25 protein-coding genes, 5 tRNA genes and 1 pseudogene are annotated in these 24,022 nt (G+C 57.9%); 10 read left to right on the forward strand and 21 right to left on the reverse strand.

Annotated elements, in window-relative coordinates:
* Positions 1 to 35 precede the first annotated feature (35 nt).
* A complete protein-coding gene (locus tag H4Q31_RS07945) occupies positions 36 to 335 on the forward strand; it encodes a hypothetical protein (RefSeq protein ID WP_185178533.1) in 300 nt (99 codons plus the stop codon).
* Here H4Q31_RS07945 and gnd read toward each other — a convergent pair.
* Positions 332 to 1,747, reverse strand: coding sequence for an NADP-dependent phosphogluconate dehydrogenase (gnd, locus tag H4Q31_RS07950; RefSeq protein ID WP_185178534.1), 1,416 nt, complete (start codon positions 1,745 to 1,747; stop codon positions 332 to 334). The two genes, H4Q31_RS07945 and gnd, sit on opposite strands and share 4 nt — an antisense overlap.
* A gap of 197 nt (positions 1,748 to 1,944) precedes the next feature.
* Here gnd and H4Q31_RS21590 point away from each other — a divergent pair.
* Positions 1,945 to 2,091, forward strand: a pseudogene (locus H4Q31_RS21590) (TIGR00730 family Rossman fold protein); the annotation flags it as partial.
* A gap of 194 nt (positions 2,092 to 2,285) precedes the next feature.
* On the opposite strand, the gene H4Q31_RS07955 reads toward H4Q31_RS21590, so the two are convergent.
* Positions 2,286 to 2,882, reverse strand: a complete 597-nt coding sequence (locus tag H4Q31_RS07955) for a YkzI domain-containing protein (RefSeq protein WP_185178618.1) — start codon at positions 2,880 to 2,882, stop codon at positions 2,286 to 2,288.
* Between the two features lie 261 nt (positions 2,883 to 3,143).
* Here H4Q31_RS07955 and H4Q31_RS07960 point away from each other — a divergent pair, with 261 nt between their 5' ends.
* Positions 3,144 to 3,788, forward strand: a complete 645-nt coding sequence (locus H4Q31_RS07960) for a YktB family protein (protein WP_185178535.1) — start codon at positions 3,144 to 3,146, stop codon at positions 3,786 to 3,788.
* A 427-nt stretch (positions 3,789 to 4,215) separates the two neighbouring features.
* Here H4Q31_RS07960 and H4Q31_RS07965 read toward each other — a convergent pair whose 3' ends face one another.
* Positions 4,216 to 7,254, reverse strand: coding sequence for an efflux RND transporter permease subunit (locus H4Q31_RS07965; protein ID WP_185178536.1), 3,039 nt, complete (start codon positions 7,252 to 7,254; stop codon positions 4,216 to 4,218).
* Positions 7,255 to 7,573: 319 nt separating this feature from the next.
* The gene (locus H4Q31_RS07970) at positions 7,574 to 8,752 is read right to left on the reverse strand and encodes an MFS transporter (protein WP_185178537.1); all 1,179 of its coding nucleotides are present in this window, start codon (positions 8,750 to 8,752) and stop codon (positions 7,574 to 7,576) included.
* Positions 8,753 to 8,962: 210 nt separating this feature from the next.
* Between H4Q31_RS07970 and H4Q31_RS07975 the strand changes: the two genes are divergently transcribed.
* Together H4Q31_RS07975 and H4Q31_RS07980 are read left to right on the forward strand one after the other, a co-directional pair.
* On the forward strand, positions 8,963 to 10,432 hold the full coding sequence (locus tag H4Q31_RS07975; protein WP_185178538.1) for an aminotransferase class I/II-fold pyridoxal phosphate-dependent enzyme: 1,470 nt from the start codon (positions 8,963 to 8,965) through the stop codon (positions 10,430 to 10,432).
* 153 nt (positions 10,433 to 10,585) lie between these two features.
* The gene (locus H4Q31_RS07980; RefSeq protein WP_185178539.1) at positions 10,586 to 11,005 is read left to right on the forward strand and encodes a DUF1885 family protein; all 420 of its coding nucleotides are present in this window, start codon (positions 10,586 to 10,588) and stop codon (positions 11,003 to 11,005) included.
* Positions 11,006 to 11,096: 91 nt separating this feature from the next.
* Here H4Q31_RS07980 and H4Q31_RS07985 read toward each other — a convergent pair whose 3' ends face one another.
* From H4Q31_RS07985 to H4Q31_RS08005, 5 genes are all read right to left on the reverse strand, one after another.
* On the reverse strand, positions 11,097 to 11,387 hold the full coding sequence (locus H4Q31_RS07985) for a DUF1292 domain-containing protein (protein ID WP_185178540.1): 291 nt from the start codon (positions 11,385 to 11,387) through the stop codon (positions 11,097 to 11,099).
* A 123-nt stretch (positions 11,388 to 11,510) separates the two neighbouring features.
* Entirely contained in the window at positions 11,511 to 12,086 is a 576-nt protein-coding gene (locus H4Q31_RS07990; protein WP_185178541.1) for a stalk domain-containing protein, read from the reverse strand.
* A 92-nt stretch (positions 12,087 to 12,178) separates the two neighbouring features.
* The gene (locus tag H4Q31_RS07995; protein WP_185178625.1) at positions 12,179 to 12,400 is read right to left on the reverse strand and encodes a hypothetical protein; all 222 of its coding nucleotides are present in this window, start codon (positions 12,398 to 12,400) and stop codon (positions 12,179 to 12,181) included.
* 308 nt (positions 12,401 to 12,708) lie between these two features.
* Entirely contained in the window at positions 12,709 to 13,002 is a 294-nt protein-coding gene (locus tag H4Q31_RS08000; RefSeq protein ID WP_185178542.1) for a hypothetical protein, read from the reverse strand.
* Between the two features lie 31 nt (positions 13,003 to 13,033).
* Positions 13,034 to 13,210, reverse strand: coding sequence for a hypothetical protein (locus H4Q31_RS08005; protein ID WP_185178626.1), 177 nt, complete (start codon positions 13,208 to 13,210; stop codon positions 13,034 to 13,036).
* A 185-nt stretch (positions 13,211 to 13,395) separates the two neighbouring features.
* On the opposite strand from H4Q31_RS08005, the gene H4Q31_RS08010 reads away from it, so the two are divergent.
* From H4Q31_RS08010 to H4Q31_RS08025, 4 genes are all read left to right on the forward strand, one after another.
* Positions 13,396 to 13,471: transfer RNA gene (locus H4Q31_RS08010), tRNA-Val, on the forward strand.
* A gap of 133 nt (positions 13,472 to 13,604) precedes the next feature.
* Positions 13,605 to 14,342 carry a hypothetical protein gene (locus H4Q31_RS08015; RefSeq protein WP_185178543.1) on the forward strand — a complete coding sequence of 246 codons (738 nt, stop codon included), beginning with the start codon at positions 13,605 to 13,607 and terminating at the stop codon, positions 14,340 to 14,342.
* A gap of 66 nt (positions 14,343 to 14,408) precedes the next feature.
* Positions 14,409 to 14,484, forward strand: a tRNA-Val gene (locus H4Q31_RS08020).
* Between the two features lie 160 nt (positions 14,485 to 14,644).
* Positions 14,645 to 15,703 (forward strand): S-layer homology domain-containing protein, encoded by a 1,059-nt coding sequence (locus H4Q31_RS08025; protein ID WP_185178544.1) that lies wholly within the window; start codon positions 14,645 to 14,647, stop codon positions 15,701 to 15,703.
* Here H4Q31_RS08025 and H4Q31_RS08030 read toward each other — a convergent pair.
* Together H4Q31_RS08030 and H4Q31_RS08035 are read right to left on the reverse strand one after the other, a co-directional pair.
* Positions 15,696 to 16,547, reverse strand: coding sequence for an SPL family radical SAM protein (locus tag H4Q31_RS08030; protein ID WP_311771702.1), 852 nt, complete (start codon positions 16,545 to 16,547; stop codon positions 15,696 to 15,698). The two genes, H4Q31_RS08025 and H4Q31_RS08030, sit on opposite strands and share 8 nt — an antisense overlap.
* Entirely contained in the window at positions 16,544 to 17,278 is a 735-nt protein-coding gene (locus H4Q31_RS08035; RefSeq protein ID WP_185178545.1) for a uracil-DNA glycosylase, read from the reverse strand. Before H4Q31_RS08035 ends, H4Q31_RS08030 begins: the two co-directional genes overlap by 4 nt.
* Positions 17,279 to 17,384: 106 nt before the next feature.
* On the opposite strand from H4Q31_RS08035, the gene dat reads away from it, so the two are divergent.
* Complete coding sequence (gene dat / locus H4Q31_RS08040) at positions 17,385 to 18,221, forward strand: D-amino-acid transaminase (RefSeq protein WP_185178546.1); 837 nt, start codon at positions 17,385 to 17,387, stop codon at positions 18,219 to 18,221.
* An 81-nt stretch (positions 18,222 to 18,302) separates the two neighbouring features.
* Here dat and H4Q31_RS08045 read toward each other — a convergent pair whose 3' ends face one another.
* The 10 genes from H4Q31_RS08045 to H4Q31_RS08090 form a co-directional block, all read right to left on the reverse strand.
* Positions 18,303 to 18,482: a hypothetical protein gene (locus tag H4Q31_RS08045; protein ID WP_185178547.1), complete on the reverse strand. Its 180-nt coding sequence runs from the start codon at positions 18,480 to 18,482 to the stop codon at positions 18,303 to 18,305.
* A 35-nt stretch (positions 18,483 to 18,517) separates the two neighbouring features.
* A complete protein-coding gene (locus tag H4Q31_RS08050) occupies positions 18,518 to 18,706 on the reverse strand; it encodes a hypothetical protein (protein WP_185178548.1) in 189 nt (62 codons plus the stop codon).
* A 254-nt stretch (positions 18,707 to 18,960) separates the two neighbouring features.
* Positions 18,961 to 19,043 (reverse strand) — tRNA-Leu (locus tag H4Q31_RS08055).
* 24 nt (positions 19,044 to 19,067) lie between these two features.
* Positions 19,068 to 19,144, reverse strand: a tRNA-Ile gene (locus tag H4Q31_RS08060).
* Positions 19,145 to 19,164: 20 nt separating this feature from the next.
* Positions 19,165 to 19,241, reverse strand: a tRNA-Met gene (locus tag H4Q31_RS08065).
* Positions 19,242 to 19,344: 103 nt separating this feature from the next.
* On the reverse strand, positions 19,345 to 19,551 hold the full coding sequence (locus H4Q31_RS08070; RefSeq protein WP_185178549.1) for a YycC family protein: 207 nt from the start codon (positions 19,549 to 19,551) through the stop codon (positions 19,345 to 19,347).
* Positions 19,552 to 19,644: 93 nt separating this feature from the next.
* Entirely contained in the window at positions 19,645 to 19,809 is a 165-nt protein-coding gene (locus tag H4Q31_RS08075) for a hypothetical protein (protein ID WP_185178550.1), read from the reverse strand.
* A gap of 139 nt (positions 19,810 to 19,948) precedes the next feature.
* The gene (locus H4Q31_RS08080; RefSeq protein ID WP_185178551.1) at positions 19,949 to 21,499 is read right to left on the reverse strand and encodes an ABC transporter substrate-binding protein; all 1,551 of its coding nucleotides are present in this window, start codon (positions 21,497 to 21,499) and stop codon (positions 19,949 to 19,951) included.
* A gap of 110 nt (positions 21,500 to 21,609) precedes the next feature.
* Complete coding sequence (locus H4Q31_RS08085; protein WP_185178552.1) at positions 21,610 to 23,136, reverse strand: ABC transporter substrate-binding protein; 1,527 nt, start codon at positions 23,134 to 23,136, stop codon at positions 21,610 to 21,612.
* Positions 23,133 to 24,020: an ABC transporter ATP-binding protein gene (locus H4Q31_RS08090; protein WP_185178553.1), complete on the reverse strand. Its 888-nt coding sequence runs from the start codon at positions 24,018 to 24,020 to the stop codon at positions 23,133 to 23,135. The genes H4Q31_RS08085 and H4Q31_RS08090 overlap by 4 nt, the downstream gene beginning before the upstream one ends.
* Positions 24,021 to 24,022 lie beyond the last annotated feature (2 nt).

Here is a 24,022-nt window from a genome sequence, read left to right on the forward strand (position 1 = left end):
TTATCAATATTAGAAAAATGAGGGTGATATCCGAAATGGAGCCTGCATTGAATGACAGGACGCGCCAAGCTCCCGCCGCGCCTGATCCGCTTCGCCATCTGCTGGACCCTGACTATCCGCTGTGCAGGGAGGATTTGATCTGGGCGCTCGACTATATTAAAAGGAAAGTGGCCGACGGAGCCCCCGAATGGACGGGACTCGATCGGCCACAGCTGCTTGCGCATTTCGCCGCTTACGCGAATCTGGCGATGCATCTGCTGCATCGGCAGAGCCTGTGCGGCGAAGATACTGAGCAATTGCGAGCAATGCTTAGGGACACGCTCGCTCTGAATTAGGATTCCATCCAGTTGTGATGGAACGTGCCTTCCTTGTCGAGGCGCTTGAACGTATGCGCGCCGAAGTAGTCGCGCTGCGCTTGCAGCAGGTTGGCCGGAAGCCGCTCGGAGCGATAGCTGTCGTAGTAAGCCAAGGCGCTTGCGAACGACGGAGCCGGAACGCCGTAGCGTACAGCCGTTGCGACGACATCGCGCCATGCGTCCTGATAGGACTCGACGACGTTCTTGAAGTATTCGTCCAGAAGCAGGTTGCGCAAGCCCGCATCGCGATCGTAGGCATCCTTGATGTTCTGCAGGAAGCGGGCGCGAATGATGCAGCCGCCGCGGAAGATCATCGCGATGTTGCCGTACTGCAGATCCCAATTGTATTCTTCGGAAGCCGCGCGCATCTGCGCGAAGCCTTGAGCGTACGAGCAGATCTTGCTGGCGAACAGCGCTTTGCGGACGCTCTCGATGAAGGCGGCCTTATCGCCTTGGAACGCGGACGTCTTCGGTCCTTTGAGGACTTTGCTCGCAGCCACGCGCTCTTCCTTCATCGCGGACAGGAAGCGGGCGAATACGGATTCGGTAATGATAGACAGCGGTACGCCGAGATCAAGCGAGCTCTGGCTCGTCCACTTGCCGGTGCCCTTCTGGCCGGCGGAGTCGAGAATGACGTCGACCATCGGCTTGCCCGTCTCCGGATCCTTCTTCGAGAAGATGTCAGCGGTGATCTCGATCAGGTAGCTGTCAAGCTCGCCCTTATTCCATTCGGTGAAGATGCTGTGCAATTCATCCGTGGACAAGCCCAGCACGTCCTTGAGCAATTGATAAGCTTCGCAGATCAGCTGCATGTCGCCGTATTCAATGCCGTTATGCACCATCTTGACATAGTGGCCGGCGCCGTCCGGTCCGATGTAAGTGCAGCATGGATCGCCGTTCACCTTCGCGGAGATGCCCGTCAGAATCGGCTCGACCAGCTTGTACGCTTCGCTCGGGCCGCCCGGCATGATCGCAGGGCCTTTGAGCGCTCCCTCTTCGCCGCCGGATACGCCGGTGCCGATGAAGTGGAAGCCTTGCTCCGTCAGCTCGCGGCTGCGGCGCTGGGTATCGGGGAAGAAGGCGTTGCCGCCGTCGATGATAATATCGCCTTGATCCAGATGAGGGGTCAGCGATTGGATCGTCGCATCCGTGCCGGAGCCGGCTTGGACCATGATCAGAATCTTGCGCGGCTTCTCAAGCGATGCTACGAATTCTTCTACGGTGTAGGCAGGAACGAGATTCTTGCCTTTGCCGTCCGTGTTCAGCAGATCGTCCGTCTTCTCTCGGGAACGGTTGTAGACCGCTACCGTATATCCCCGGCTCTCGATGTTAAGAGCAAGGTTGCGTCCCATGACGGCCATGCCGACGACGCCAATGTGTGCTTTTGACATAGTTCGCCCCATCCTTTTGTGCTAATTTTTCACAATACGGCTATTGTACTCTTTTTGCCCCCGAATGAAAACCTACTTCATCGAACTTTCATGATTGCTCCGGAAGGCGTCAGCGCCCATGATATGGCACGTTCTGGCAACCCTAAGGATACAAGGAACTTGAATTGCGCTACATTGGGGCCAAAGGGGGAGACAACATGCGAAGCATTGCCGTATATTGCAGCTCCAGCAACGGAGCATCCGAGATCTATAAGGAGGCCGCCTGCGCATTGGGGCGAGAGCTTGCTGCGAGAGGCATCTCGCTCGTGTACGGCGGATCGAGCGTCGGCCTGATGGGCGTGATCGGCTGCAGGCCACTGATTCCGCTGGCGTCCGAGCCCGCTGAATCGCGCCAAGCAAGAGCCGCCCGCCGGAGTCTGGACTCCGAACGGGCGGCTCGATTTATTTTCACCGGTGGAATTGCCTTCCGCTTCGCAAACAGCGCACACTTAAGGCGTCCCGAAGGACGCCTTGGCCAGCCCATCTATTCACGCTGCAGCTACAACTCCAACAACAGCATCTCCGTACGCATTCCTTCAAGACGCTTCTTGCTCGCCTCGGCTTCTTCCGTGCGCCCTAATTGCAAAGCCTCATGGAGAACCGCGAGCTCGTAATCGATCTCAAGACGGAGGACTCCCGCCCGCAGCTCGGCCCTCTTCGACTTGAACGCCTGAACCATATCTTCTACCGTGATTTGGGGACGCTTCTGGAAGATGATCCGATGTTCCATGCCCGACACCTCCACGAGACGAATAATTTCGCCAAACATGATGTTCTCGATCAGCACCTGACGGTCCTTAAACCTCTTGACGACGGCATGCCCCCGGGAGTCGTTGATCAGCCTCTCGATCCATTGCGCCAGCCTCTCGTCTCTGACGATATAATTGCCAACCATCTTGTAGCGATTGCGCGTGCGCTGGAATCTCAGCTTGAGCAGCTTGCGGCCGGTCCGCACGGAGATGAGGAATTGATGCTCGCTCTCGTTCCAGTACAGGGAGTACCCTTCCGAGATGAGCTCCCGGATGAAGCTCTGAATTTGCCTTCGGTCGAATCGCAGCTCCAAGTTGCAATATTCAACCTCGTGGCTCCGGTTCACGGCCATCCCCTCCCTCCTGCCGAATACGCATGGTTCGAGTTGTTGACCGAATCTTCAGAATATTTGATCTTACCTCTATCTTATACTCCATCATATGTAATGGCAACTTGGTTTCTTGACTATTTTCAGGTACTGCCGGCTTGGCTTCTTTTGTCGTATCCCGTATAGTGAAGGAAAGGTTTAAGGTCGAACAGCCTTCCGAACGCGCGGATCCTCAGACGGCATCCGACAATCGACAACAACACCCGAGGTGATTCGAAAATGACATTAGCTGCACCGTCCGTCTTCACCGGTCTCACGGACGAAGACTTTAACGCCATGAGCGTTCCCGGCCTGGAGGGCCGCATGGAAGCGATTATCGGCACCGTGCGCCCGAAGCTGCACGCACTGGGCGATGCGCTCGCTCCCGTCCTGGCCGGATTGACCGGCGAGAACACTTATCCGCACGTCGCCAAGCACGCGCGGCGTTCCGTCAATCCGCCTGACGACACGTGGGTAGCGTGGTCGCCGAGCGCGAGAGGCTACAAGGCGTTCCCTCATTACCAGATCGGCCTGTGGTCGACGCACTTATTCATTCAGTTCGCCATTATCTACGAATGCCCGAACAAGACTATCTTCGCGGAGCGGGCAGCGCGCGAGCTCGCTTCGATCCGCGAAGCGGTGCCGCCGCATTACGTCTGGTCGAAGGACCATATGGTACCGACCGGCTCCGTGCACGGCGACCTGTCCGACGACGAGCTTGCCGCGCTGTTCCAGCGGCTTGGCTCCGTGAAGGCGTCGGAGCTGACGTGCGGCGTTCACATTCGCCGCGGCGATCCGCTGCTTGAGAATGGAGACGCCCTGCTGCGCAAGGCGGAATCGGTGTTCGCGACGCTGCTGCCGCTGTACAAGATGGCGCAGGCTTAAGCCGCCGATGATTGGCCCGGCGGCAGCTCGAGCTCCGGACACCGGCTCCGCGCTCAGAGTTCCGGCTTATGACGCCGGCTCCAGGCTCCGGCTCCAGCTCCAGCTCCGGACGCCAGTTTAAGCTGCAGCTACGGATCCCTGACACCGGCTCAAGCTCCGTCTTCGGATTCCGACACCGAATAGATAGCTTAACGGAACACCGTTTCGTTATCTGCAGGATGGATGGCCAATTTCTGCATGATAACGGAATGGTGTTCCGTTGTTTACGCGATTTTAGTTAGCTGCTTGTGAGAATGCGGCGAATAACGGAACGGCGTTCCTCTATCGGGCCTACGAGCGGTATTGTGCTCTGTAATAGAGGAACCGCGTTCCGTTATTTTAAACCAATGGTATGCCGCACCTATGCCGCCGCTCGCGGGTTTTGTCTCTAGTTCAATCCAGCCGCGACCTGTTCCGCTGCCTCCGCTTCCTGCAATCTCGCGTTTAGACGCTGACGGCGGGACTTGCGGTAGAACAGCAGCTCATACAGGCAAGGCACGATAACCAGCGTCAGCAGCGTCGACACGACCAGTCCGCCGATAACGACGATTGCCAGGCTCTGGCTGACGATGCTGCCGCTCTCCGACGTGCCGAACACGAGCGGGAGCATGGCGCATACGGTCGCGATGGCCGTCATCAGAATCGGCCGCATCCGCGTGCCTGCCGCCTCAAGCAGCGCTTCACGAATCGTCATGCGCTCCTCGTTCTGCTTCACGCGGTCGATCAGCACGATCGCGTTCGTCACGACGACGCCGATCAGCATGACGACGCCGAAGATCGCCGTGAAGTCAGGCGTGATGCCGGAGATGATCAAGCCAAGCACCGCGCCGATCGGCACGAACAGAATCGTGGCCAGAATCGCGATCGGGGCGCGCAGCGTCTTGAACGTCGCGACCATGATCAGGTAGACGATGCCGATCGAGACGATCATCATGACGAACAGGCTGGCGAAGTCTGCCGATTGGTCGGCCGACGCGCCGCCGATGAACAGCTGAACGCCGTCCGGAGGCGTAACATCGTTCAGCGCTTCCGTGATTTTGCCGCCGACGATGGACAGCTGGCTCGGCTCTACCGTTGCGGTGACGCGAATATAGCTCTTGCCGTCCTTGTGGTAGAACTGGGTCGGCTTCTCTTCCTTCACCCACTCGGCGAAGTCCGATACCGGACGCGGACCTGCGTCCGTCGAGAACGTGAGGCCGCTTAGGTCGCTCTCCGTCTGCGGGGTCAGAACGGGCTGCAGCATAACCGGCACTGCTTGACCTTGTACCGTTACCGAACCGATCGGCACCGGATTGAGCATTGCCTGCAGCTGCGAAGCGATATCGGATGCTCTCGCCTGCGTCGCATCGACTTGCAGTGTGTAGACGGTCTTGAGCTCCTCCTGATTGCTCTCGACCTTCAGCACATCCCGGATCGGCTTAATCTTCGCGATCACTTCGTTCGCGGCTGCCGTCAGCCTCTCCGGATCGTCTCCCGAGACGTCCACGAAGATCTCCGATTGACCACCGCCCCCCATGAACGAGCTGAAGCTTGCCGTCAGCTCCGCTTCAGGATATTGCGGCTGCTCAGACTTCATCGTATCGATCAATTTCTGAGCATCTCCATCCTCCGCCAGCATCATCATATAAGAGACCAGCGTCGGAGACTGCACGCCGCCGTACTTCGCCGCGTCTGCGCTGTTGCCCATGCTCATCGCGACCCAATCAACTCCCTCCTGCTCCATCAGGAAGGACTCCAGCTTCTTGCCGTTCGCAAGCACTTCATCCGCTGGCGTATCCGGCTTGTATTCGAGCGACACGTCAACGCTCATCGCGCCGGAAGCGTCAACCGCGCCTTTGGGCATCGAGAAGTAAGTGCCGATCGAGCCAACCAGCAGCGCGAGGGCGACGAGCAGCGGCACCCACTTGTGGCGCAGGTTCCAATGCAGGAACGAGCCGAACCGCTTCGATGGCTGGTGCTCATGGATGCGCGATCTCCGCAGCATGCCCGCGCTCATGAGCGGAATGACCGTCAGCGCGACCAGCAGCGACGACAGCAGCGAATAGGTCACTGTCAGCGCGAACGGCAGCAAGAACGACTGCAGCGAGCCGCGCAACAGCCCCATTGGCAGGAATACAGCTACCGTCGTCAGCGTAGAGGCGGTGATCGCCCGAGACACTTCCTTCGTCGCATCGATGACCAGGTCGATCGAGAAAGGCTCCTTCTGCAGGCGGCGGAAGATGTTCTCGATGACGACGATGCTGTCGTCCACGAGCCGTCCGACTGCGACGGCTACGCCGCCGAGCGTCAGGATGTTCAGCGAGATGCCGGACAGATCCAGCAGGTACAGCGTCAGCGCGAGCGACAGCGGAATCGAGACAATCGTCACGGCCGTCGCCCGGATGTTGCGCATGAACAAGAGGATGACGATCGTGGCGAACAGAGCGCCCATCAGCACCTCGCGCATCATGCTGTTCACGGAGCCGACGATGTTCTCGGACGTGTTCATGCGAACCTCCACCTTCGCATCCGGGACCTCCTCGTTCAAGCGGTCGACTGTCTTCTGCACTTCCTTGCCGACGCTGACGGCGTTGGCGTTCGCCGCCTTCGAGACGATCAACTCCAGCGCGTCCTGTCCGTCGATGCGCAGGACGCTCTCCTTGTCTTCGCGCAGCTCCACGTTCGCCACGTCGCTCAGCTTGACGCCGGGAGCGACCGGCAGATTCTGGAGCGACTCCACATCCTCCAAATTCGCCGAATCGACGCTCAGGTTAACGACCGTCCCATCCAGCGACGTCTGTCCGACCGAGGCCGATGCTTCGCGGCCCTGCAAGACCCCGTACAATGCTTGAAGCGGAATACCGCTCGCTTCCAACTTAGCGATGTCCGGCGTCACCGCGATCGAAGGCGAAGCATTGCCCGCCAGCTGCACGTCGCCTGCGCCGTCGATGGCGCGGAACGCATCGACGACTTGCCGCTCGATCTGGGCTTTCCGAGCGTCGGTCGTCCCTTCCTCAAATGCCAGCGAGATGTACGAGACCGGAATCATCGAAGTGTTGAACTGGACCACATAAGGCGGAGATACCCGCTCCGGCAGCGGCACCGCATTGACCGCACGCTCAACCTCTTCCTTCGCTTCCTTCATGTCCGTCTTCGCGTCAAAATTCAAATTCACTTGGGAATAGCCGTCTCCCGAAGTCGAGAAGACGTTCGTCTTGCCCTTCACGCCCGCTACCGCTTGCTCCAGCGGATTCGTCACGAGGCTGTCCATCGCGGCGGCGTCATAGCCTTGCCCGATGACGCTGACCGTCACTTGCGGATTGTCCGCCTCCGGCAGCAGCTCCATAGGCAGCTTCCAATAGCTGAAGATGCCGAGCCCGAGCACCATGACGACCAGAATGGCGATAACCGCCTTGTTGCGGAAAGCTCCTTGAATGATTGATCTCAACTCCAGCAAACTCCTTCCATACCTCGGTATCTATAATGGACTCATCCATCATAGCTGGAAATGAAAGGGGTGCGAAAACGGCGGAGGACCGTATTTGCGCCTGGACGAAAGGCGGGGAGTGTATACGTCCCCGGTCGCACCTTCGCCTCTCTAACCCGAGTTTGCCGGGTTAGAGCGTTCCATGGCGGGCCTTCCCGTCTCGGGCTTGGAGCAAACAAATAGGGCTGTCCCAGAAGAGATCACTCTCGGTGACCCCTTCTGGGACAGCCCCTTGAAGAACCCTATCGGGTAATCGCCTGACGGCGTTCACCGGGCAGCGTCAAGCCTCCGCCTTGGCCTGCGCGCGGTCCGCGCTGCGGAACCGGGCGAGCAGGCCGAGCGCGGCGAGCGACAGCGCGCCGGACACGAGGAACGGCAGCTGCGCATAGGCGCCCAGAAGCACCGATCCCAGCAGCGGGCCGACGATGCGGCCCAAGCTGTCCATCGAGGAGCTGAGGCCGGATGCGACGCCTTGCTCCACGGTCGTCTTCTGCGTGATGAGCGATGTGACGCACGGACGGATGAGCGAATTGCCGATGCCGAAGATGCACAAGTAGACGGTAGCGGCGACTACGCTGTGCGCGGTGAGCAGCAGGAAGAAGCCGGCCGCCGAGATGACAAGGCCTGCGGCGATATACGCGGTCTCCTGCCCTTGCTTGACGCGGCGGCGAACGACGCCGCCCTGAATGAGCGCGCCGACAAGACCGCAGAAGAAGAACATGTAGCCGACGTTGCGCGGCGTAGCGTCGAAGCGGTGCATGCCGTACAGCTGCATCGTCGCTTCCAGAATGGCTAGCGAGAACGTCACGAAGAATGCGAGCACGTACAGATTTTTGAGGGAACCTTGGAACGCTGTCCAACGCGACGTTCTCGGCTGAACCGCTATAGCGGCTCGACGCTCCGGCGTGAGCGACTCCGCCAGTTTCAGCCAGCCCGCGATGAACGTGAGCAGCGCCAGTCCGGCCGCGGCATAGAACGGGGCAGCCAGCGAGATCTGGCTCAGCTCTCCGCCGACGAATGGCCCGAACGTGAAGCCGAGCCCGATGCTCATGCCGACGACAGCCATCCCCTTCGTCCGCTGCTCGTTCGTCGTGATGTCCGCCACGTAAGCGACGATACAAGAGGTGACAGCGCCCGAGAACAAGCCTCCGAGCAGGCGGGAGACATACATCAGCGCGAGGTTGTCCACGGCAAGCCCGAACAGCAGGAAGCTGGCGCAGAAGCCGAGCACGCCGATCATAATGACCGGCCTTCTGCCGACCCGGCCCGACAGCCTTCCCCAGACGGGCGATAAGAGAAAGGAGACGAGCGAATAAAGCGCCAGCATGAAGCCGGTATGCAGATTCGCCCGTTCCGGATCAAGGTCCGATACCGCTTGCGGCAGGACAGGAATAATAATGCCGAATCCGATAAAAGTAGTAACTAGCATGAGTGCAACGATCGTCAGCTTGCTGCGCACGGGTATTCTCTCCTTAGAGGCAAGTGTCGTCCAGTATCGTAAAATATGGTAGCACAGTCGAAAGGGTAGTTCCAAACAACGATTCAAGACATTTTCGTGACAACGTGACAGCCCCGGGATGCCAGAAGTTGCATTCCCCCCTATTTTTGCTATACTCATGCTTGTTTGAAGAGAGCCGTATGTACGGCATGGAAAGGAAGGCGCTCATCTTTGGATCATACCCGCACACCACTATTCGACGCCCTGCGCAGCCACGCAGCGCAGAACCCGGTGCAGTTCCATATCCCCGGACATAAGAAAGGAACCGGAATGGATCCCGAGTTCCGTCAATATATCGGCCAGAACGTGCTCGACATCGACCTGATCAACATTGCCCCTCTCGACGACCTGCACCAGCCGGTCGGCGTCATTCTGGAAGCGCAGCAGCTCGCAGCGAACGCCTTCGGCGCGGATGCGACCTTCTTCTCCGTGCAAGGCACGAGCAGCGCCATCATGACGATGATCCTTGCGGTGTGCGGACAAGGCGACAAGATCATCGTGCCGCGCAACGTGCACAAGTCCATTCTGTCGGCGATCATCTTCTCCGGCGCCCGGCCGGTATTCCTGTCTCCGGTGCGGGACCGCAATCTCGGCATCGATCACGGCATTACGACGCAGTCGGTGCGCCGCGCCTTGGAGCGGCATCCCGATGCGGCAGCCGTGCTCGTCATTAACCCGACCTATTACGGCGTCTGCGCGAACCTGAAGGAGATCGTCGATCTGGTCCACGAGTATGATATTCCGGTGCTCGTCGACGAAGCCCACGGCGCGCTCATTCACTTCTCCGAAGAGCTTCCGCTGTCTGCCATGCAGGCCGGCGCCGACATGGCGGCGACAAGCGTGCACAAGCTCGGAGGTTCGATGACGCAGAGCTCAATCCTGAACGTCCGAGCCGGACGGGTTAACCTCCAGCGCGTTCAGACGATTCTCAGCCTGCTGACGACGACGTCAACCTCCTATCCGCTGCTTGCCTCGCTAGATGCCGCGCGCCGGCAGCTTGCCCTGCATGGCAGAGAGTTGGCAAGCCGGACGGTCAAGCTGGCGAATGAGGCGCGGACAGCCATCAATCAGATCGAAGGGCTCTATTGCTTCGGCGACGACATTCTCGGCGACGAGGCGACCTTCGATTACGATCCGACCAAGCTGACGATCCATGTGCGCCATCTCGGCATGACCGGATATGACGCCGAGAATTGGCTGCGCGAGCATTACAACATCGAAGTCGAGCTCAGCGATATGTACAACATCCTGTGCCTCATTACGCCCGGAGACGATGCCGAATCGATCAGCATTCTGCTCGGCGCGCTGACGAAGATGGCGGACGAATTCCTTCATACGCGCGAAGTGATCGAGATGGTGGTCAAGATCCCGGAGATCCCGCACCTGTCGCTGACGCCGCGGGATGCGTTCTACGGCGAGACGGAGACGATCCCGTTCACGGAATCGGCGGGACGCATTATCGCCGAGTTCATCTATGTCTATCCGCCTGGCATTCCGATCCTTCTGCCCGGCGAGGTCGTCTCCCAGGAGAATATCGATTACATCGTCGATCACCTCGATGTCGGCCTTCCCGTCAAAGGGCCGGAAGACCGCTCTGTCCGGCAGATCAAGGTCATCGTGGAAGAGACGGCGATCTCCTAATCCATATCAAAGCCCCTGCGGCCGGCGTTCCGCCGATTCGCAGAGGCTTGTTTTTTTGGGGGGAACCGGATATACGGCCTCTTCTTCTCGCATGGGAATCGTTGCCAATCCGTCCTGCAGGTGCTATCATTTGCCTTGGGAGGGGTGCAGCCGATGAGTCAAAGCGCTTACATATCGCTGGTTCAAGGATCCGCCGCAGCCGAGATCTCGCTCGAGGATGTCAAGCAGCAGCTTCAGCACTACCGGGAACAGACCGGCCTTACCGGACAGCAGTTGGATTGGAATTACGCGGAGGCGGCATTCCCTTATTCGATTGAGACGAAGGCCGGCGAAGAAGACCGTTGGTTCTTCCTCAAAGGCCGCAAGCCGCCATACCGATACATCCTGTTCGGAACGGGGCTGCGCGCCGAAGGCGAGACAACCGTCCCCTATATTCATGTCGTGCTGCCGGACGATGCAACGCACGGCGACAAATCCAAAGCGAACGAATATTGCAAGTGGATTGGCAAGAGATTGCTCGCCGAAGTGAAGCTGTTCAACGGCCGAACGCTCTACTATAATCCTCGCAAATAACCGTCGATCTCCGATACGCGAACGAAGGGCTGTCCCGGCGTCCAACGGACGGCCTTGACAGCCCTAGTCATTCGGCAGCGAAGCCAACGGGTCAGTCGGCTTCCTGCGCAACCAATTCCTCGTACACCTTCATGACGCGTTCCCATTCCTCATCGTCTTCGATGTTGACGAGAACCTCGTCCTCTCCCTCTTCTTCGATGCGGAAGATGACGCCGTCGTCTTCAGGCTCGTTGCGGTCCAGCAGCACCGCATATGCCTTGTCTCCGGTCTCAAAAGTATACGCAAGCACCATTTCGTGTTCGTTGCCGTCTTCGTCGGTTACAACGAACACCATATCCTCGTGCTCATGGTCGCAATTCTCGTCATGAACATGATCGCTCATGTGGAACCTCCGTTCGGTCGGGTAATTTGGGCTACTGTCGTATCGTACCATTTCGGCCTATGTCAGGTCAAACGAAACGCCCCGCCCTAACAAGCAGGACGGAGCGCGCCTAATACGCTTCTATTACTTGGAGATGACGGTCTTCTCGGAGACGACCTGCATCGGAGAATTGCCTGACGGCTTCATCCAGAAGCGAATCGTATACTTCCCGCTGTATTTGAACTCATACGACTTCTCGATCGAAGTGAACCAGAAGTTATCCTTGTCCGTCGGGAACCCGTTATCCTTGTTCGTTCGCCCATCGATATAAGTCTCGTCTCCATACGGGTCGGCGATCGTTACCTTGAAGCTCGTGATGCTCGTCTGCAAATTATCGATCTGCGCGAACACCTTGAAGTTGCCCTTGCCCTTCGAGACCGAGCCGAACGGCGTGTTCCCGTCCATCAGGAACATATGTACGTTCGGTTTGGAGATCGTTGCCTTCTTCTCGTCGTCATCCCACGTCACGAACGCTTGCGCAATCTCGGCAACCTCTCTAGCGCCGATATAGGCCTTGCCGTCGATCAAGGCGCCGCCTTCGTTCAGCTCCTGTTTATTCCATACGATCTTGACCTTCTGCGAGACCGTATCTGCGAAAATAGCCGTGCCGCCAAGCAAGGTAAGCACTACAGTCAATAGCAGCAGTTTGCGGATTCTCATCCGTCAATCCCTCCGTCGCTCACGTTTGATTCCAGGTTGGTACTTGGTTATACCAGCCTCGAAAAAAAAAGTTGCGGACGGAGCCTAAATTTCTAGACAACTGCCTTGACAGCCGATCTCGGCAGCGTCAGCACGCAAGGAACGCCGTTGCCTGACGCGCCCGGCTCTGACATGCGCGCAAGATACTGAAGCCCTCGCGTACACGGCGTTGGACAGACTGCGCATACGTCCGAGAGGACGATCTTCATTTGCGGCTGGACGTCGCCGGACCCCTTCTTCTTAATAACCTTCGCTTTGCCCGCCTTGTTGTTCATCTTCCATGCTCCCTCACCGGAATGATCATCCCGATAAGATATGCGGGAGATCTGCGAGCGGTGATATCCCCGGCGTCGAAAAAGGATTGTCCCGGAACCATTCGATCCATTATGATAGAAGGAACGTTCCGGCGAAAGGAAGAGATCTTCTCGTGGTTACGACTTACGTCATTGCAGGCATCATTGCGGTCTTGATTATCTTGCTTTGCATCTGGGTAACGAGCAAGGCCTATTCCCGCAAATGGGATGAATGAACGAAAAGCTCCGGTAGCGGACATGCCGCATCCGGAGCTTTCTTTATGGCCGTCCTACCAGTTGTGCCGCTGTTGCAGCGAATAGACGTCAGACGTCACGCTGCGGGAATCGTGCCCGTATACGCTGGCCGATACGTGCCGAGCTTGCGGCGCGCGGGGCTGAGCTCCGCAGCCGGTTACGGCCGTCGCTGCGACGGCGAGCAGCGCCGTGACGGCAATCGCCTTCAGACGCCTGTCGAGCTGCGGACGCTTGGCGAATTGCGGATGCTTGGCGGGTACGGGCGAATGGGATTCGTTGTTCATCTGCTGGCTCATTCCTTTGTTGGACAGCTGTTCCTGCCTTCCCATTCTGTCCTTCGGACAGAGCCGTTATTCCGGCCTAGGGCTTGTCGTCCTCCTTGCTCTCATTAGCCTTCGCCCGCCAGACGAACCTCTTGTCGTGCTCCATCGTGTCCTTGCGCACCATCTGCGCCACCGCCGCCATTACGAAGCCGACTAGGCCGAACAAGCCGATCAGCCAAACGACCAGATACGTCATTTCGTTCGTTATGGACACACGCACGCCTCCCGCTCGATTCCGTTGTTCATACTTACGTCCGAATCGCGCCGAACATCACTCTTTTCCGAAGACGGAAGCTCAAAATTTGGCATGGATTGTGCAAAAAAGGTTGGCAGAAAACCGGTTGACTTCGCGCTCATCCCTTGGTATTATTCTAAATGTCCTCGCAACGAGGCGGACATGATCTGGTAGCTCAGCTGGGAGAGCACTACCTTGACAGGGTAGGGGTCACAGGTTCGATCCCTGTCCAGATCACCATCATCGAACTTCGGAGAAGCCGACAAGGCTTCTTTTTTTGTTGTACCCGCCAAAAATCACCCCCTCCCTCCTCTTCGCACGTATACTTCTTCCTTTCATTACCTACAATGGAGTTTGAAGGAGGGAGACTAACATGACAGTAACGATCAACGTGTTCTTCAAGAGGCTGGCGATCGCCGCCTGCGCAGCAACGGCTATAACGGGCTTCGCAACTGGCGGTTCCGTATCCGCCGATGCCGCAGACAGCGCCGGAGCCGCCGCCTTGGAACATCCGCTGTACCATTCCGAAGAGCGGGGCCAATCCGTCCAGATCATGGCGGAGGAAGGCAAGAAAGGCAACGAGACGCTCTTGACGCTGCTGAAGATTGACGCCGATACGCTGCATAAGGAGCTTCAAGCAGGCAAATCGCTGGCTGAGATCGCTAAGGAGAAGGGCGTTGACAGACAGAAGGTCATCGACCTCCTCGTCGCGCAGCAGCAAGCTCGTCTAGCCGAAGCGGTCAAGTCCGGCAAACTCACGCAGGAGCAAGCGGCCAAATGGAGCGAAGGCATTCAGGAGCGCACCGAGAAATTCGTCGATCGGAAAGGTCCGCTGATGAGGCAGCGTCACGGTCATATGGGACATGCCGGCAAATCGCGGTTGGACGACACCGCCCAGGTGCTTGGGATGACATCTAAACAGTTGCTCGATGAATTAAAGAAGGGCAAATCGATCGCCCAAGTCGGCAAGGAGAAAGGCATCTCGGAGGAAGCGCTCGTCTCGCGCCTGCTCGAGAAAGAGAAGACCCGCATCAAGGATCGAATTCATCGCACCTGGGATAAGGCCAATCAAGTCAAGCAGGAAGAAGCTTCGCCAAAGAGCACGGATTAAAAAAATAGAGAAAACCCTTTACATCGCCCGGACATGCCGCTATAATAGATCAAGTCGATACAACTTGATCTGGTAGCTCAGCTGGGAGAGCACTACCTTGACAGGGTAGGGGTCACAGGTTCGATCCCTGTCCAGATCACCATATACAATCGATGAAGCCCCGCCGGCAACGGCGGGGCTTTTTGTTATTCGAATCAACGATTGGAAGCGTACGGACATATATGCAACAATTGTGAATCCGGCTGCGTCTTGAAGTTGACCTCAATCGGTCAGTCCATCTCATATGAATTAGGAGGAAAGTTATGAAGCTGAGAAAATCGTCCAAATCGATGGCTGCCCTGATCATTGCCGTCTCCTCAATGCTCGCCGCCAGCGGATCGGTGTCCGCCTTCAGCGACATCGCGAACGATCCCGGCGAGCAGCGAATCTTGGATCTGCAGAAGCGCGGCATCGTTCAAGGCATCGGCGGCGATCTGTTCAAGCCTGCCGGCAAAGTGAACGGAGCGGCAGCTGTCACGCTGATCGTCAGGGGGCTCGGCCTCAACATTGACAATATCCGCTTCATTAAAGAGCCTGAAGCGAGCGACTATTTCACGAAGGTCAAGAATGACGCGCCTTACGCGCAGACCTTCATCATCGCGAGGATGAACGGCCTCGATCTGCCCCGCGACATTCATCCGTCGGCCCATGTGACGCGGGAGCAATTCGCCAATTGGCTGTTCCAAGGCATCTTGACGAAGGGGGATTATGCGTTCACGGAGCAGTTCCTCCTGATCAGCGATGCCGATAGCGTCACCGACGGTTATATGAACAGCATCCAGAAGCTGCTCATCTCGAAGATCGCGGAGCTGGACGGCAAGGGCAACTTCCGTCCGAGTGACGTCATCACCCGCAGCGAAGCGGCGGTTATGCTCGACAAGGCGATCGAGTTCGTCGAGAAGACGAAGCCGATCCCCGAGCTGCCGGCCGAATCGCCGCTTAGCGACCTCAAGCTGACTAGCGCTCCTTATGCGGAAGGGGTCGCGAAGGCTTCCCTAACGGCTACCGCGCCGCATCCGGGCTACGGGCTCGAGGTGTCGAGCATCGTATTCGAAGGCCAGCAGGCGACGGTGAACTACCGTATCCGCTTGCCGGACCCGGCAGCGCTCTATCCTCAGGTCATCACGACCGTCACCGCGGAAGCCTACATCCCTGCCGGCTTCACGCCGGTTCTGGGGACGCTTGAAGGCATGAGCAGCCCGCCGGCGGCTAGCGACAGCGCCCCTAACGGCAGCGAGGCTGGCGAACCCGCGGATGGCGCGGCCGGCAACAGCGGTTCTGCGACCGAATCCGCGAGCAGCGGCTCAGCTCCCCTCAACTAAGCGCCGGCGGCGCGAAGCCTTCGGCGCTGACGACGACCGCCTCCGGCGGCATTCGCTTGCGCAGCGCTTCCGCAAGCTCGTCCATCCGCTGCGGCGTGTACCACTCGCTCCAGCCATGCCGCGCGTACGTCTCGCGCATGCCGAGGCGTTCGCTGCGGCGGCCGCTGCTGCCGTCACCGCGGAAGTAGTCGTCGAGCACGACGCGAGGCGCGCTCGACGCCAGCTGCTCCGCGAACGCGGGCGTATGCGGCAGCAGCGGCGAGACGGCAGCCTGCACGGCGACGCCCGCTTCCGCGAGCTCGCGAAGCGCCCGCAGACGCGCCGCCAGCGGCGGGGCCGTCGGTGTCAACGCGCGGCGGACGTCGTCGCGGTCCGTCTCGACCGTCATGCTGACGCGCACGTGCCCGCCGAGACGCTGCAGCACATCGATGTCGCGCGTGACGAGCGGCCCGCGCGTCTGCAGCAGCACGAAGTCCGGCGGCGCTTCCGCCTCGGCCATCGCTTCGAGCAATCCGCGCGTAAGCCGCAGCTTCGCTTCCAGCGGCTGATAAGGGTCTGTCGCCGACGAGAAGAACACGGCGACGGGCCCTTTGGCTTTGGCCCGCGCCAGCTCCCGCTTCAGCGAGGCGGGGTCGCCCCGCTTGCCCTCCGCCCACTCTCCCCATGGCTCGGGCCGGAACAGCGCCACCGGCAGCCTGCGGACGTAGCAGTACGAGCACCCATACGCGCAGCCGACGTATGGGTTAAGCGTATGCGTATAGCCGTTCAAATAGCCGGTGGCCGGCGTCAGCCAGCGGACGGGACGCATTCCGGACGACGACGAGGACGAAGAAGCGACGCTCACGCCAGCCCCCTCCCGCTCTTCCGTCCGTCGGCCGCCTCCACCGTTGCTCGTTCTTCCAGCTCCGGGACTGGCCAATCGATCTCCGCCAGCCCATTCGCCTTCAGGAAAGCATTCGCCCGAGAGAACGGCTTCGAGCCGAAGAAGCCGTTGCGCGCCGACAGCGGGCTCGGGTGCGCCGACTCGATGACCAGATGACGCTCGCGGTCAATGAACGCCGCCTTCTCTTGCGCATTGCGCCCCCATAGAATGAACGCCAGCGGCCGCTCCCGCTCATTCAGCGCCGCAATGACCGCGGTCGTGAACGTCTCCCATCCGAGCTTCCGATGCGAATTCGGCTCTCCCTCCCGAACGGTCAGGACGGCATTCAGCAGCAGCACCCCTTGGCGCGCCCAATGCTCCAGGAAGCCGTGGCTTGGAACCGCGCAGCCTAGATCATCCCGCAGTTCCTTATAAATATTCTGAAGCGAAGGCGGCGTTCGCACGCCCGGCAGCACGGAGAAGCTCAGCCCATGCGCCTGCCCCGCTCCGTGATAGGGATCCTGCCCGAGAATGACGACCTTCGCGTCCTCATAGGAGGTGAGGTGCAGCGCTTGGAAAATGTGATGCCTATCCGGGTACACCGTTCGATCCCGGTACTCCTCCTCCAGCTGCATTCGCAGCTTCTGGCAATAGGGCTTATCCAGCTCCGGCTGCAGCAGCGGCCCCCACTCGTTGTCAAATACGACAGCCATATCACGATAACCTCCATCATCTATAATAAAGGAATACGTTGTTCCATCTCGAATCCATTATATCAATCCAGCACTGCCTTATCCTAGCGATACAAGGAGGAACCCTATGCCATCCGTCTATTGGTACAATGGCGAGTTCATCGCCAAAGAGGATGTTCGAATCTCTCCCGACGACCGCGGTTATTATTTCGGCGACGGCCTCTACGAAGTGTTCCGTGTCTACGCAGGACGAATATATGAAGCCGAGGCCCACTTCGAGCGGCTCGTCCGGACAGCGGACGGCCTGCGCATCGCGCTGCCTTATACCATCGAAGCCATACAACAGCTGCTTGAGGAGTTGATCGGGCGCAACGGGTTGCAGGAGGGCACCGTCTACTTGCAGTTCACCCGCGGAGCAGCCCCTCGCAGCCATCCGTTCCCGCAAGGCGCCGCTCCCGTGACGATGGCCTATTGCACCGAATTGCCGCGGCCGCTCGCCGCGATGGAGAGAGGCATCGCCGCCGTCACCGTCCCCGATATCCGCTGGCTGCGCTGCGACTTCAAGACGCTGAATCTGCTGCCGAACACGCTCGCCAAGCAGCAGGCGCTAGATGCCGGCGGCGATGATGCGATTCTGCACCGCAGCGGAACCGTGACCGAATGCAGCGCCTCCAACATCATGATCGTCCGCGGCGGTACGATCCTAACGCACCCGGCAGACAACCTCATCCTGCACGGCGTGACGCGAGGCGTTGTGCTTCGGCTCGCGCGCGAAGCCGCTATTCCTGTGGAGGAACGCCCATTCACGGTCGACGAGCTGCTCGGCGCCGACGAGGCGTTCATCACCGGCACGACGGTCGAAGTGACGCCAGTCGTTCGCGTTGACGGGCACGCCATCGCGGCGGGCGACGCCGGGCCGGTCACCCGCCGCCTTCAGGAAGCCTTCGCGGCAACGATCCGCTGAATAACCAAGGGCCGTGAAGCGGCATCACGCGCATGTTCGCGTCCGCCCTTCACGGCCCTTTTTCCCCCAACCTAATATCCTCTACTCGTCGTCGTCCCATTCAATGCTGAAGATCACGTAACGATTGAGCCGCTCCTTCTCCACTTCCGGCTTCTCGACGACTCGATATTCCTGTGTCATCGAATCTTCGACCACGTAATACGACTGCCTATTGTCTCTGTACAGTCTCTTGGCCAAGTCGATCGCGTACTGTCTGGTCATTCTTGCTTCTCCCCCAACTTGCCATATGATGCTGCTCAGCCCAAGAATCGAGCCGCCTCCATCTCCACTTCCTCGATCGTAACGTCCCGGATCTGCTTGTCTTTGGTATATTTCCAGATCTCGTAATACTCTCTCTTCATATATACGTACATTTGGAATTGGCCCATGCTGAACATGACTCTGTAGCCGATAATCTTCTTGCTTGGTACACCTATTATTCTCACACCTTTCATCGATAGGGTTCAAAGAATGCAAGGCCAAGCTGTCTTATTGCCTTCAAGTCACACTCCCTAATATTACTCACAGTATAAATAGGATCAGGGCTGTATGGCAACAAGATTCTCTCGTAAGAAGACGATCGGACAATCGTCGCAAGAGGGATTGAATATCCCCGTGCGGAATTAACTCCTATAAAATAAAAAAATCGCACCCGTCTTCTGCAGTTCAGAAACGGTACGAAGTTCAGGAGAAGCTTATATGCCGAAGACCGGACTCGAACCGGTACGGGATTTCTCCCGGCAGATTTTAAGTCTGCTGTGTCTGCCATTCCACCACTCCGGCTTGTTCCATTCGCGTCAAGGGTTGTGGTGGGCCCTGAGGGACTCGAACCCCCGACCAATCGGTTATGAGCCGACAGCTCTAACCAACTGAGCTAAGGGCCCTCGGCCGTACGAGGAAAAATTGGTTGCGGGGGCAGGATTTGAACCTGCGGCCTTCGGGTTATGAGCCCGACGAGCTACCGGACTGCTCCACCCCGCGTCAATGTAAGCGTACATCCTGCAATAGCGACAAGAATTAATATACTATAGCCCAGCCATTAACGTCAAGGAAATTTATCAAAAAAAGACGGAACGGAGGAAAATTAACCGTCCCCTTCCGGCTTCTTCTCATCTCCCGCCGGCTGCTCCGGCACCTGTCCCTTCGCTAGCTGCGCCGCTTCCGCCTTGGCCATCTCCGCCAGCTTCTGCAGCAGAATATGCTGCGGCATATGCATCAGATGCTCCAGCGGCACGTTCAAGTGCTTCGCTAATTTAACAGCCGTATCCGCCGATAAGGGCATTCTTCTCATGTTCGATCCTCTCCTCTACTTGACCATACCATAACCGTTCGGAACATGCCAAGACCCGCGGCTCCATCTAAAGCCGCGGGTCTTGAAGCTGGTTTAAGGAACGTACCGGACGCCGTATTTGCCTTTGCGGGAACGATACACTTCGATCTCGTGCGGCATATCGATGCCGAACAGCCAGCCGTCATGCTCCATTCTGCGGACGAGGCAGCCCGCTTGAAATTTGCTGTCGTAAAGCCTGGACCAGTAAACCCATTTCATCGCGTTCCCTCCGAATCGTAGGTATTGATGATCCTTAGGATGAACGCCTGATGCCGGGTTTACTCCCTTCTTGAAGGCTGCCAAATGCTGTGATGGGTCTTAATGGGTCGGGTGGTTCCGCTGCCGACGGAGGCCAGAATCAGCCTACCCCTGCCGCCCGCGCTACGGCAGCAGCTTCCGACGTGCCGTACATGCCGCCATAATCCACGTAAGCCGACATATCGATCTGCCCTGTCGGATTCTCCTTGATCTTCTGCAGCAGCTCATTGCCCTTCGTCTGCAGATCCGCCAGCGCCTCCTTAACCGTCATATCGCCGTTCAGCGCTTTCTGGAACGACTGTTCCGCAAGCTGCGAGATCAAGCCAATATTGGGGCGTTCCCGGTATAGTTGAATCTCACTGTCGCTCGCGTTATCCGGTATCGGCTTCAGCTGGTAGAATGCCTGCATATTGTAGGTCATGCCATCCTTCGGCTTAATGAACTCCTTCAGCGTGCTTAGCTCATAAGTGCTTCGCGACTTGAACTTGGCCGACTCCTTGCTGTTGACGAACTTGATGTATTCCCAAGCGTCCTCGGGGTTCTGCGCCGAGGCGTTAATGCTCGCCAGTTGGCTGATGTACATGCCGCCGCCGACTCCCGGCGCTTCTGGCAGCTGCGGGTACGTGACGATGCCCCAATCGATCTTCGAATAACCATCCATCTTGTCGACATTCTGGTTGTACGTATTCAGATCGCTGATCGTACTATAACTGCCAATGACCATTCCCACGCGGTTCGTGAAGAAGGGCCTGTCTTGATACGGATTGTACTGATAGGTGCCGTCTTGCGGCTGTTCGACTTGCATATCTTCCTGCCTTGGGAAGACATGATCCTGGTACAGCTCAATCGGCTTCGACCACACTTCCTCCCACTTGGCGGTATCGACCGTCATCGTCTCGCCCTTGTCGTCGTACATGCGCAGCTTGAGCGGCGAATAGATGCTTTGAATGTTGTAGTAGTTCAGACCGGCGCCCCAATCGTTCAGCGTAAGCCCGAACGTCGCGTCTTGGCCGGTGCCGGACGTTAACCTTCTCGCTAGGTTGAAGACGTCATCCCACATCATGCCGTCGGTAGGAAGCGTGACGCCCATCTTGTCAAACAGCGTCTTATTGTAGAATAACACCGACGAGGAGAACGTTGGCGACAGTCCATACAGCTGGCCGTTACCCGCTTCCCGAATCGTATCGATCACAGTCGGAACGTAGTCCTCCAAATTCACCTTATCCTCTTTGATCTTCGGTTCTAGCGGCATGAGCAAATTGTCTTGCGCCAGCTTACCCATCGTTCCGGTATCCAGAATGAGGACGTCGACCGGATTATCGCCGGTCATAATCTCCTTCATTTTCTCAACGGGATCGATCTCCTGCATCTTCTGCTGCTCTTCTTGGGTAGCGAATTGCATGTCCGAATAATCGACCGCGGTCACGAATTCAATGTCGATATTCTGGTGTGTCATCTCGAACATGTCTGTATATTCTTGGCGGTAATAAGATTCGCTATCCGAGCTTCCCGACAGCAAGCCAATCCGCAGCGTGTGCCGATTGTTCGGATCATCAGCGCTTTGTTTGCTGCAAGCGGCAACCAGCGGCACGAGCAGCGCGGCCGATAAGACCAGCGGCAGCGTTCTTATGTACTTCGATCTCGTTCCCAACATCTAGTCCTCCTCGAATCCATATTAATCAAGCGCCGCTGCGTTCAACTGTCAACTGTGCGAGCGGCGCTTGATGAAGGTGCTATTCTAACCGGCTCATCTTCGGGTCGTTAATACTTGATGGGGCCTCCGCCGCCGTATACGTCGTCGAAAATGCCGCTTGTATCAATCTCTCCCTTCGGGCTCAACTTGATCTTCTGCAGCAGGTCATTGCCCTTCGTCTCCATCTCCGCAAGCGCCTCCTTAACGGTAAGCTGTCCTTGCATAACCTTGTCGTACTCGATCTGCGCCAGCTGTTGGATCAAGTACAAATTGGGCCGTTCTTGGTACATCAAGTTCTCTTTGAAGTTGTTCTGAGACAGGAACGGCTTCACCGAGGTGAACGCGTCAATATTGTAGGACATGCCTTCCTTCGGCTTGACGAATTCCTTCAACGTCGGCATCTCATAGCTGCTGCGGGAACGCAATTTGCCCCATTCCTCGCCGTTCATGAACTTAACGAACTCCCAAGCGTCGTCCGGGTTGGCAGCCTTCGCATTGATAGCGGCGAGCGTACTCAGATTGACATAGCTGCTGACGCCAGGGTTCTCTGCGAACGTCGGCACCGGCAGCACATCCCAATCGAGAGCCTCGGCGCCCTCGAACTTCTGGTAATTCTTGTTGTAGACCTCCAGATCGTTGATCATGCTGTAGCTGCCGATAACCATGGCGACTTTGCCATTGAAGAACGGCTGGCCTTGATAAGGGTTATAGATGGTCGTATCCGTCGGCTGGGGCTGATCGACCTGCAGGTCTTCGTTGGACGGCAAGATATGGTCCTTGTACAGATCCGTGATCGTCGTCCAGACCTTCTCCCATTGCGGCGTATTAACGGTCATCTGCTCCGCGTTATCGTCGAACAGCTTCAACTGCAGCGGGGCTGCGTACGTTTGCAGGTCGTAATAGCCGTTGCTGTAGCCCCAAGAATTAAGAGCAAATCCGAACTTCGTGTCCTTACCCGTTCCCGTCTTTAGCCGTCTAGCCAGATTGAACACATCATCCCAAGTCAGGCTGCCCGTTGGCACTTCAACGCCGGCATCGCTAAAGGCTTTCTTATTATAGAAAAGAGCGGAAGGCGTATAGGTCGGCGCGAGAGCGTACAGAGAGCCGTCACCTGCATCCTTGATGCCGTCGATGACCGCGGGAACGAACGTGCTTGTATCGATCTTGTCTTCCTTCAGCAGCGTGTCGAGCTGCTTCACCAGATTCTCTTGAATGAGGCTCTCCAGGAGGCTCGGATCTTGGATAATCATGACGTCGACCGGATTGTCGCCGTTCATGATCTCCTTCACCTTCTCGACCGGGTCAGGCTGGGGTTGATCGGGATTCGGCTGCTCGAACTGCTGCTCGGTATAGTCGATCGCCGGCACGATCTCGAGGTCGATTCCGTCGTGTGTCAGCTCGAACATGTCCGTGAATTGCTGGCGGAAGTAAGATTCGTCCTGCTGGCTGCCGTACATCGTTCCGATTCGCAGCGTGCGGCGGTTGTTCGGATCATCCTCGCTCTTGCTCGTGCAAGCCGCGAGCGATGGAATTAAGATAGCGGCGCTCATCGCCGCGAGCGTCCACTTGCGGAAGCTTGCCTTTCTGTTGTTCATGCGGTCTCCCCCTCCAATGATTTCGGTGCTCGAATCAAAATTTTCTCCCCGTCGAACTCCATGCTTGCTTTGTCTTTGATCGCGAGCGCTTGGAGGTATTCCTTCGGGATTTGAAGCCTTCCCACGCGGTCTACCACGACGTAAGCTTCGTGAACCGCATCAATCCCGCCGCTCTCATGAAGCGATGGCGCGCCGTCCAGGTTCGGATTGCGCTTAATGAATTCCGTGCTCGTCAAGCCGTCGCGGATGGCGACGACACGGTCGACTTTGCCGGCGAGCGACAGGTCATGCGTGACGATGACGATCGTAAGGCCGAGCTCCCGGTTGAACCTTCGGAAAATATCCATGATAATGTCCGACGTCCTGGAGTCGACGGAGCCCGTCGGTTCGTCCGCGAGCAGCATCTGCGGCTTGTTCGCGAGCGAGATCGCGATGGCGACCCGCTGCTGCTCGCCCCCTGACAGCTGCGTCAGCTTATTGTGCATCCGGTCCTTCAGGCCGACCCACTCTAGCAGTTGCTTCGCGTAAGGACGGTCCAGCTTACCGGAGAACATCATCGGCATCTCCACATTCTCAAGCGCCGACAGGAACGGCAGCAGGTTGCGCGCGTTGTTCTGCCAGATGAAGCCGACGGTGTCTCGCTTATACTTGACGAGATCGTTGTCGCTCACCTTCAGCAGATCCCACGGCCCTACGCGAACCTGGCCGGCCGATGGCCGGTCCAGGCCGCCTAGAATATTGAGCAGCGTCGACTTGCCGCTGCCGCTGTTGCCAATGATAGCCATCATCTCGCCTTCGTTCACCGCCAGGTTGAGACCTTGCAGCGCCACGACTTCCAGATCGTCCGTCTTGTAGATCTTCACTAGCCCTTCGCATTGGATCATCG

Source organism: Cohnella lubricantis, from assembly GCF_014212015.1.
Classification (GTDB): domain Bacteria; phylum Bacillota; class Bacilli; order Paenibacillales; family Paenibacillaceae; genus Cohnella; species Cohnella lubricantis.

What these genes read in the sequence shown, in the direction of transcription:
- H4Q31_RS07945 (WP_185178533.1), top strand. Translation starts at nt 36, where the DNA reads ATGGAGCCTGCATTGAATGACAGGACGCGCCAAGCTCCCGCCGCGCCT.
- gnd (WP_185178534.1), bottom strand. Translation starts at nt 1,747, where the DNA reads ATGTCAAAAGCACACATTGGCGTCGTCGGCATGGCCGTCATGGGACGC.
- H4Q31_RS07960 (WP_185178535.1), top strand. Translation starts at nt 3,144, where the DNA reads ATGACATTAGCTGCACCGTCCGTCTTCACCGGTCTCACGGACGAAGAC.
- H4Q31_RS07980 (WP_185178539.1), top strand. Translation starts at nt 10,586, where the DNA reads ATGAGTCAAAGCGCTTACATATCGCTGGTTCAAGGATCCGCCGCAGCC.
- H4Q31_RS07985 (WP_185178540.1), bottom strand. Translation starts at nt 11,387, where the DNA reads ATGAGCGATCATGTTCATGACGAGAATTGCGACCATGAGCACGAGGAT.
- H4Q31_RS07990 (WP_185178541.1), bottom strand. Translation starts at nt 12,086, where the DNA reads ATGAGAATCCGCAAACTGCTGCTATTGACTGTAGTGCTTACCTTGCTT.
- H4Q31_RS07995 (WP_185178625.1), bottom strand. Translation starts at nt 12,400, where the DNA reads ATGAACAACAAGGCGGGCAAAGCGAAGGTTATTAAGAAGAAGGGGTCC.
- H4Q31_RS08000 (WP_185178542.1), bottom strand. Translation starts at nt 13,002, where the DNA reads ATGGGAAGGCAGGAACAGCTGTCCAACAAAGGAATGAGCCAGCAGATG.
- H4Q31_RS08015 (WP_185178543.1), top strand. Translation starts at nt 13,605, where the DNA reads ATGACAGTAACGATCAACGTGTTCTTCAAGAGGCTGGCGATCGCCGCC.
- H4Q31_RS08025 (WP_185178544.1), top strand. Translation starts at nt 14,645, where the DNA reads ATGAAGCTGAGAAAATCGTCCAAATCGATGGCTGCCCTGATCATTGCC.
- H4Q31_RS08035 (WP_185178545.1), bottom strand. Translation starts at nt 17,278, where the DNA reads ATGGCTGTCGTATTTGACAACGAGTGGGGGCCGCTGCTGCAGCCGGAG.
- dat (WP_185178546.1), top strand. Translation starts at nt 17,385, where the DNA reads ATGCCATCCGTCTATTGGTACAATGGCGAGTTCATCGCCAAAGAGGAT.
- H4Q31_RS08045 (WP_185178547.1), bottom strand. Translation starts at nt 18,482, where the DNA reads ATGACCAGACAGTACGCGATCGACTTGGCCAAGAGACTGTACAGAGAC.
- H4Q31_RS08070 (WP_185178549.1), bottom strand. Translation starts at nt 19,551, where the DNA reads ATGAGAAGAATGCCCTTATCGGCGGATACGGCTGTTAAATTAGCGAAG.
- H4Q31_RS08075 (WP_185178550.1), bottom strand. Translation starts at nt 19,809, where the DNA reads ATGAAATGGGTTTACTGGTCCAGGCTTTACGACAGCAAATTTCAAGCG.
- H4Q31_RS08085 (WP_185178552.1), bottom strand. Translation starts at nt 23,136, where the DNA reads ATGAACAACAGAAAGGCAAGCTTCCGCAAGTGGACGCTCGCGGCGATG.
- H4Q31_RS08090 (WP_185178553.1), bottom strand. Translation starts at nt 24,020, where the DNA reads ATGATCCAATGCGAAGGGCTAGTGAAGATCTACAAGACGGACGATCTG.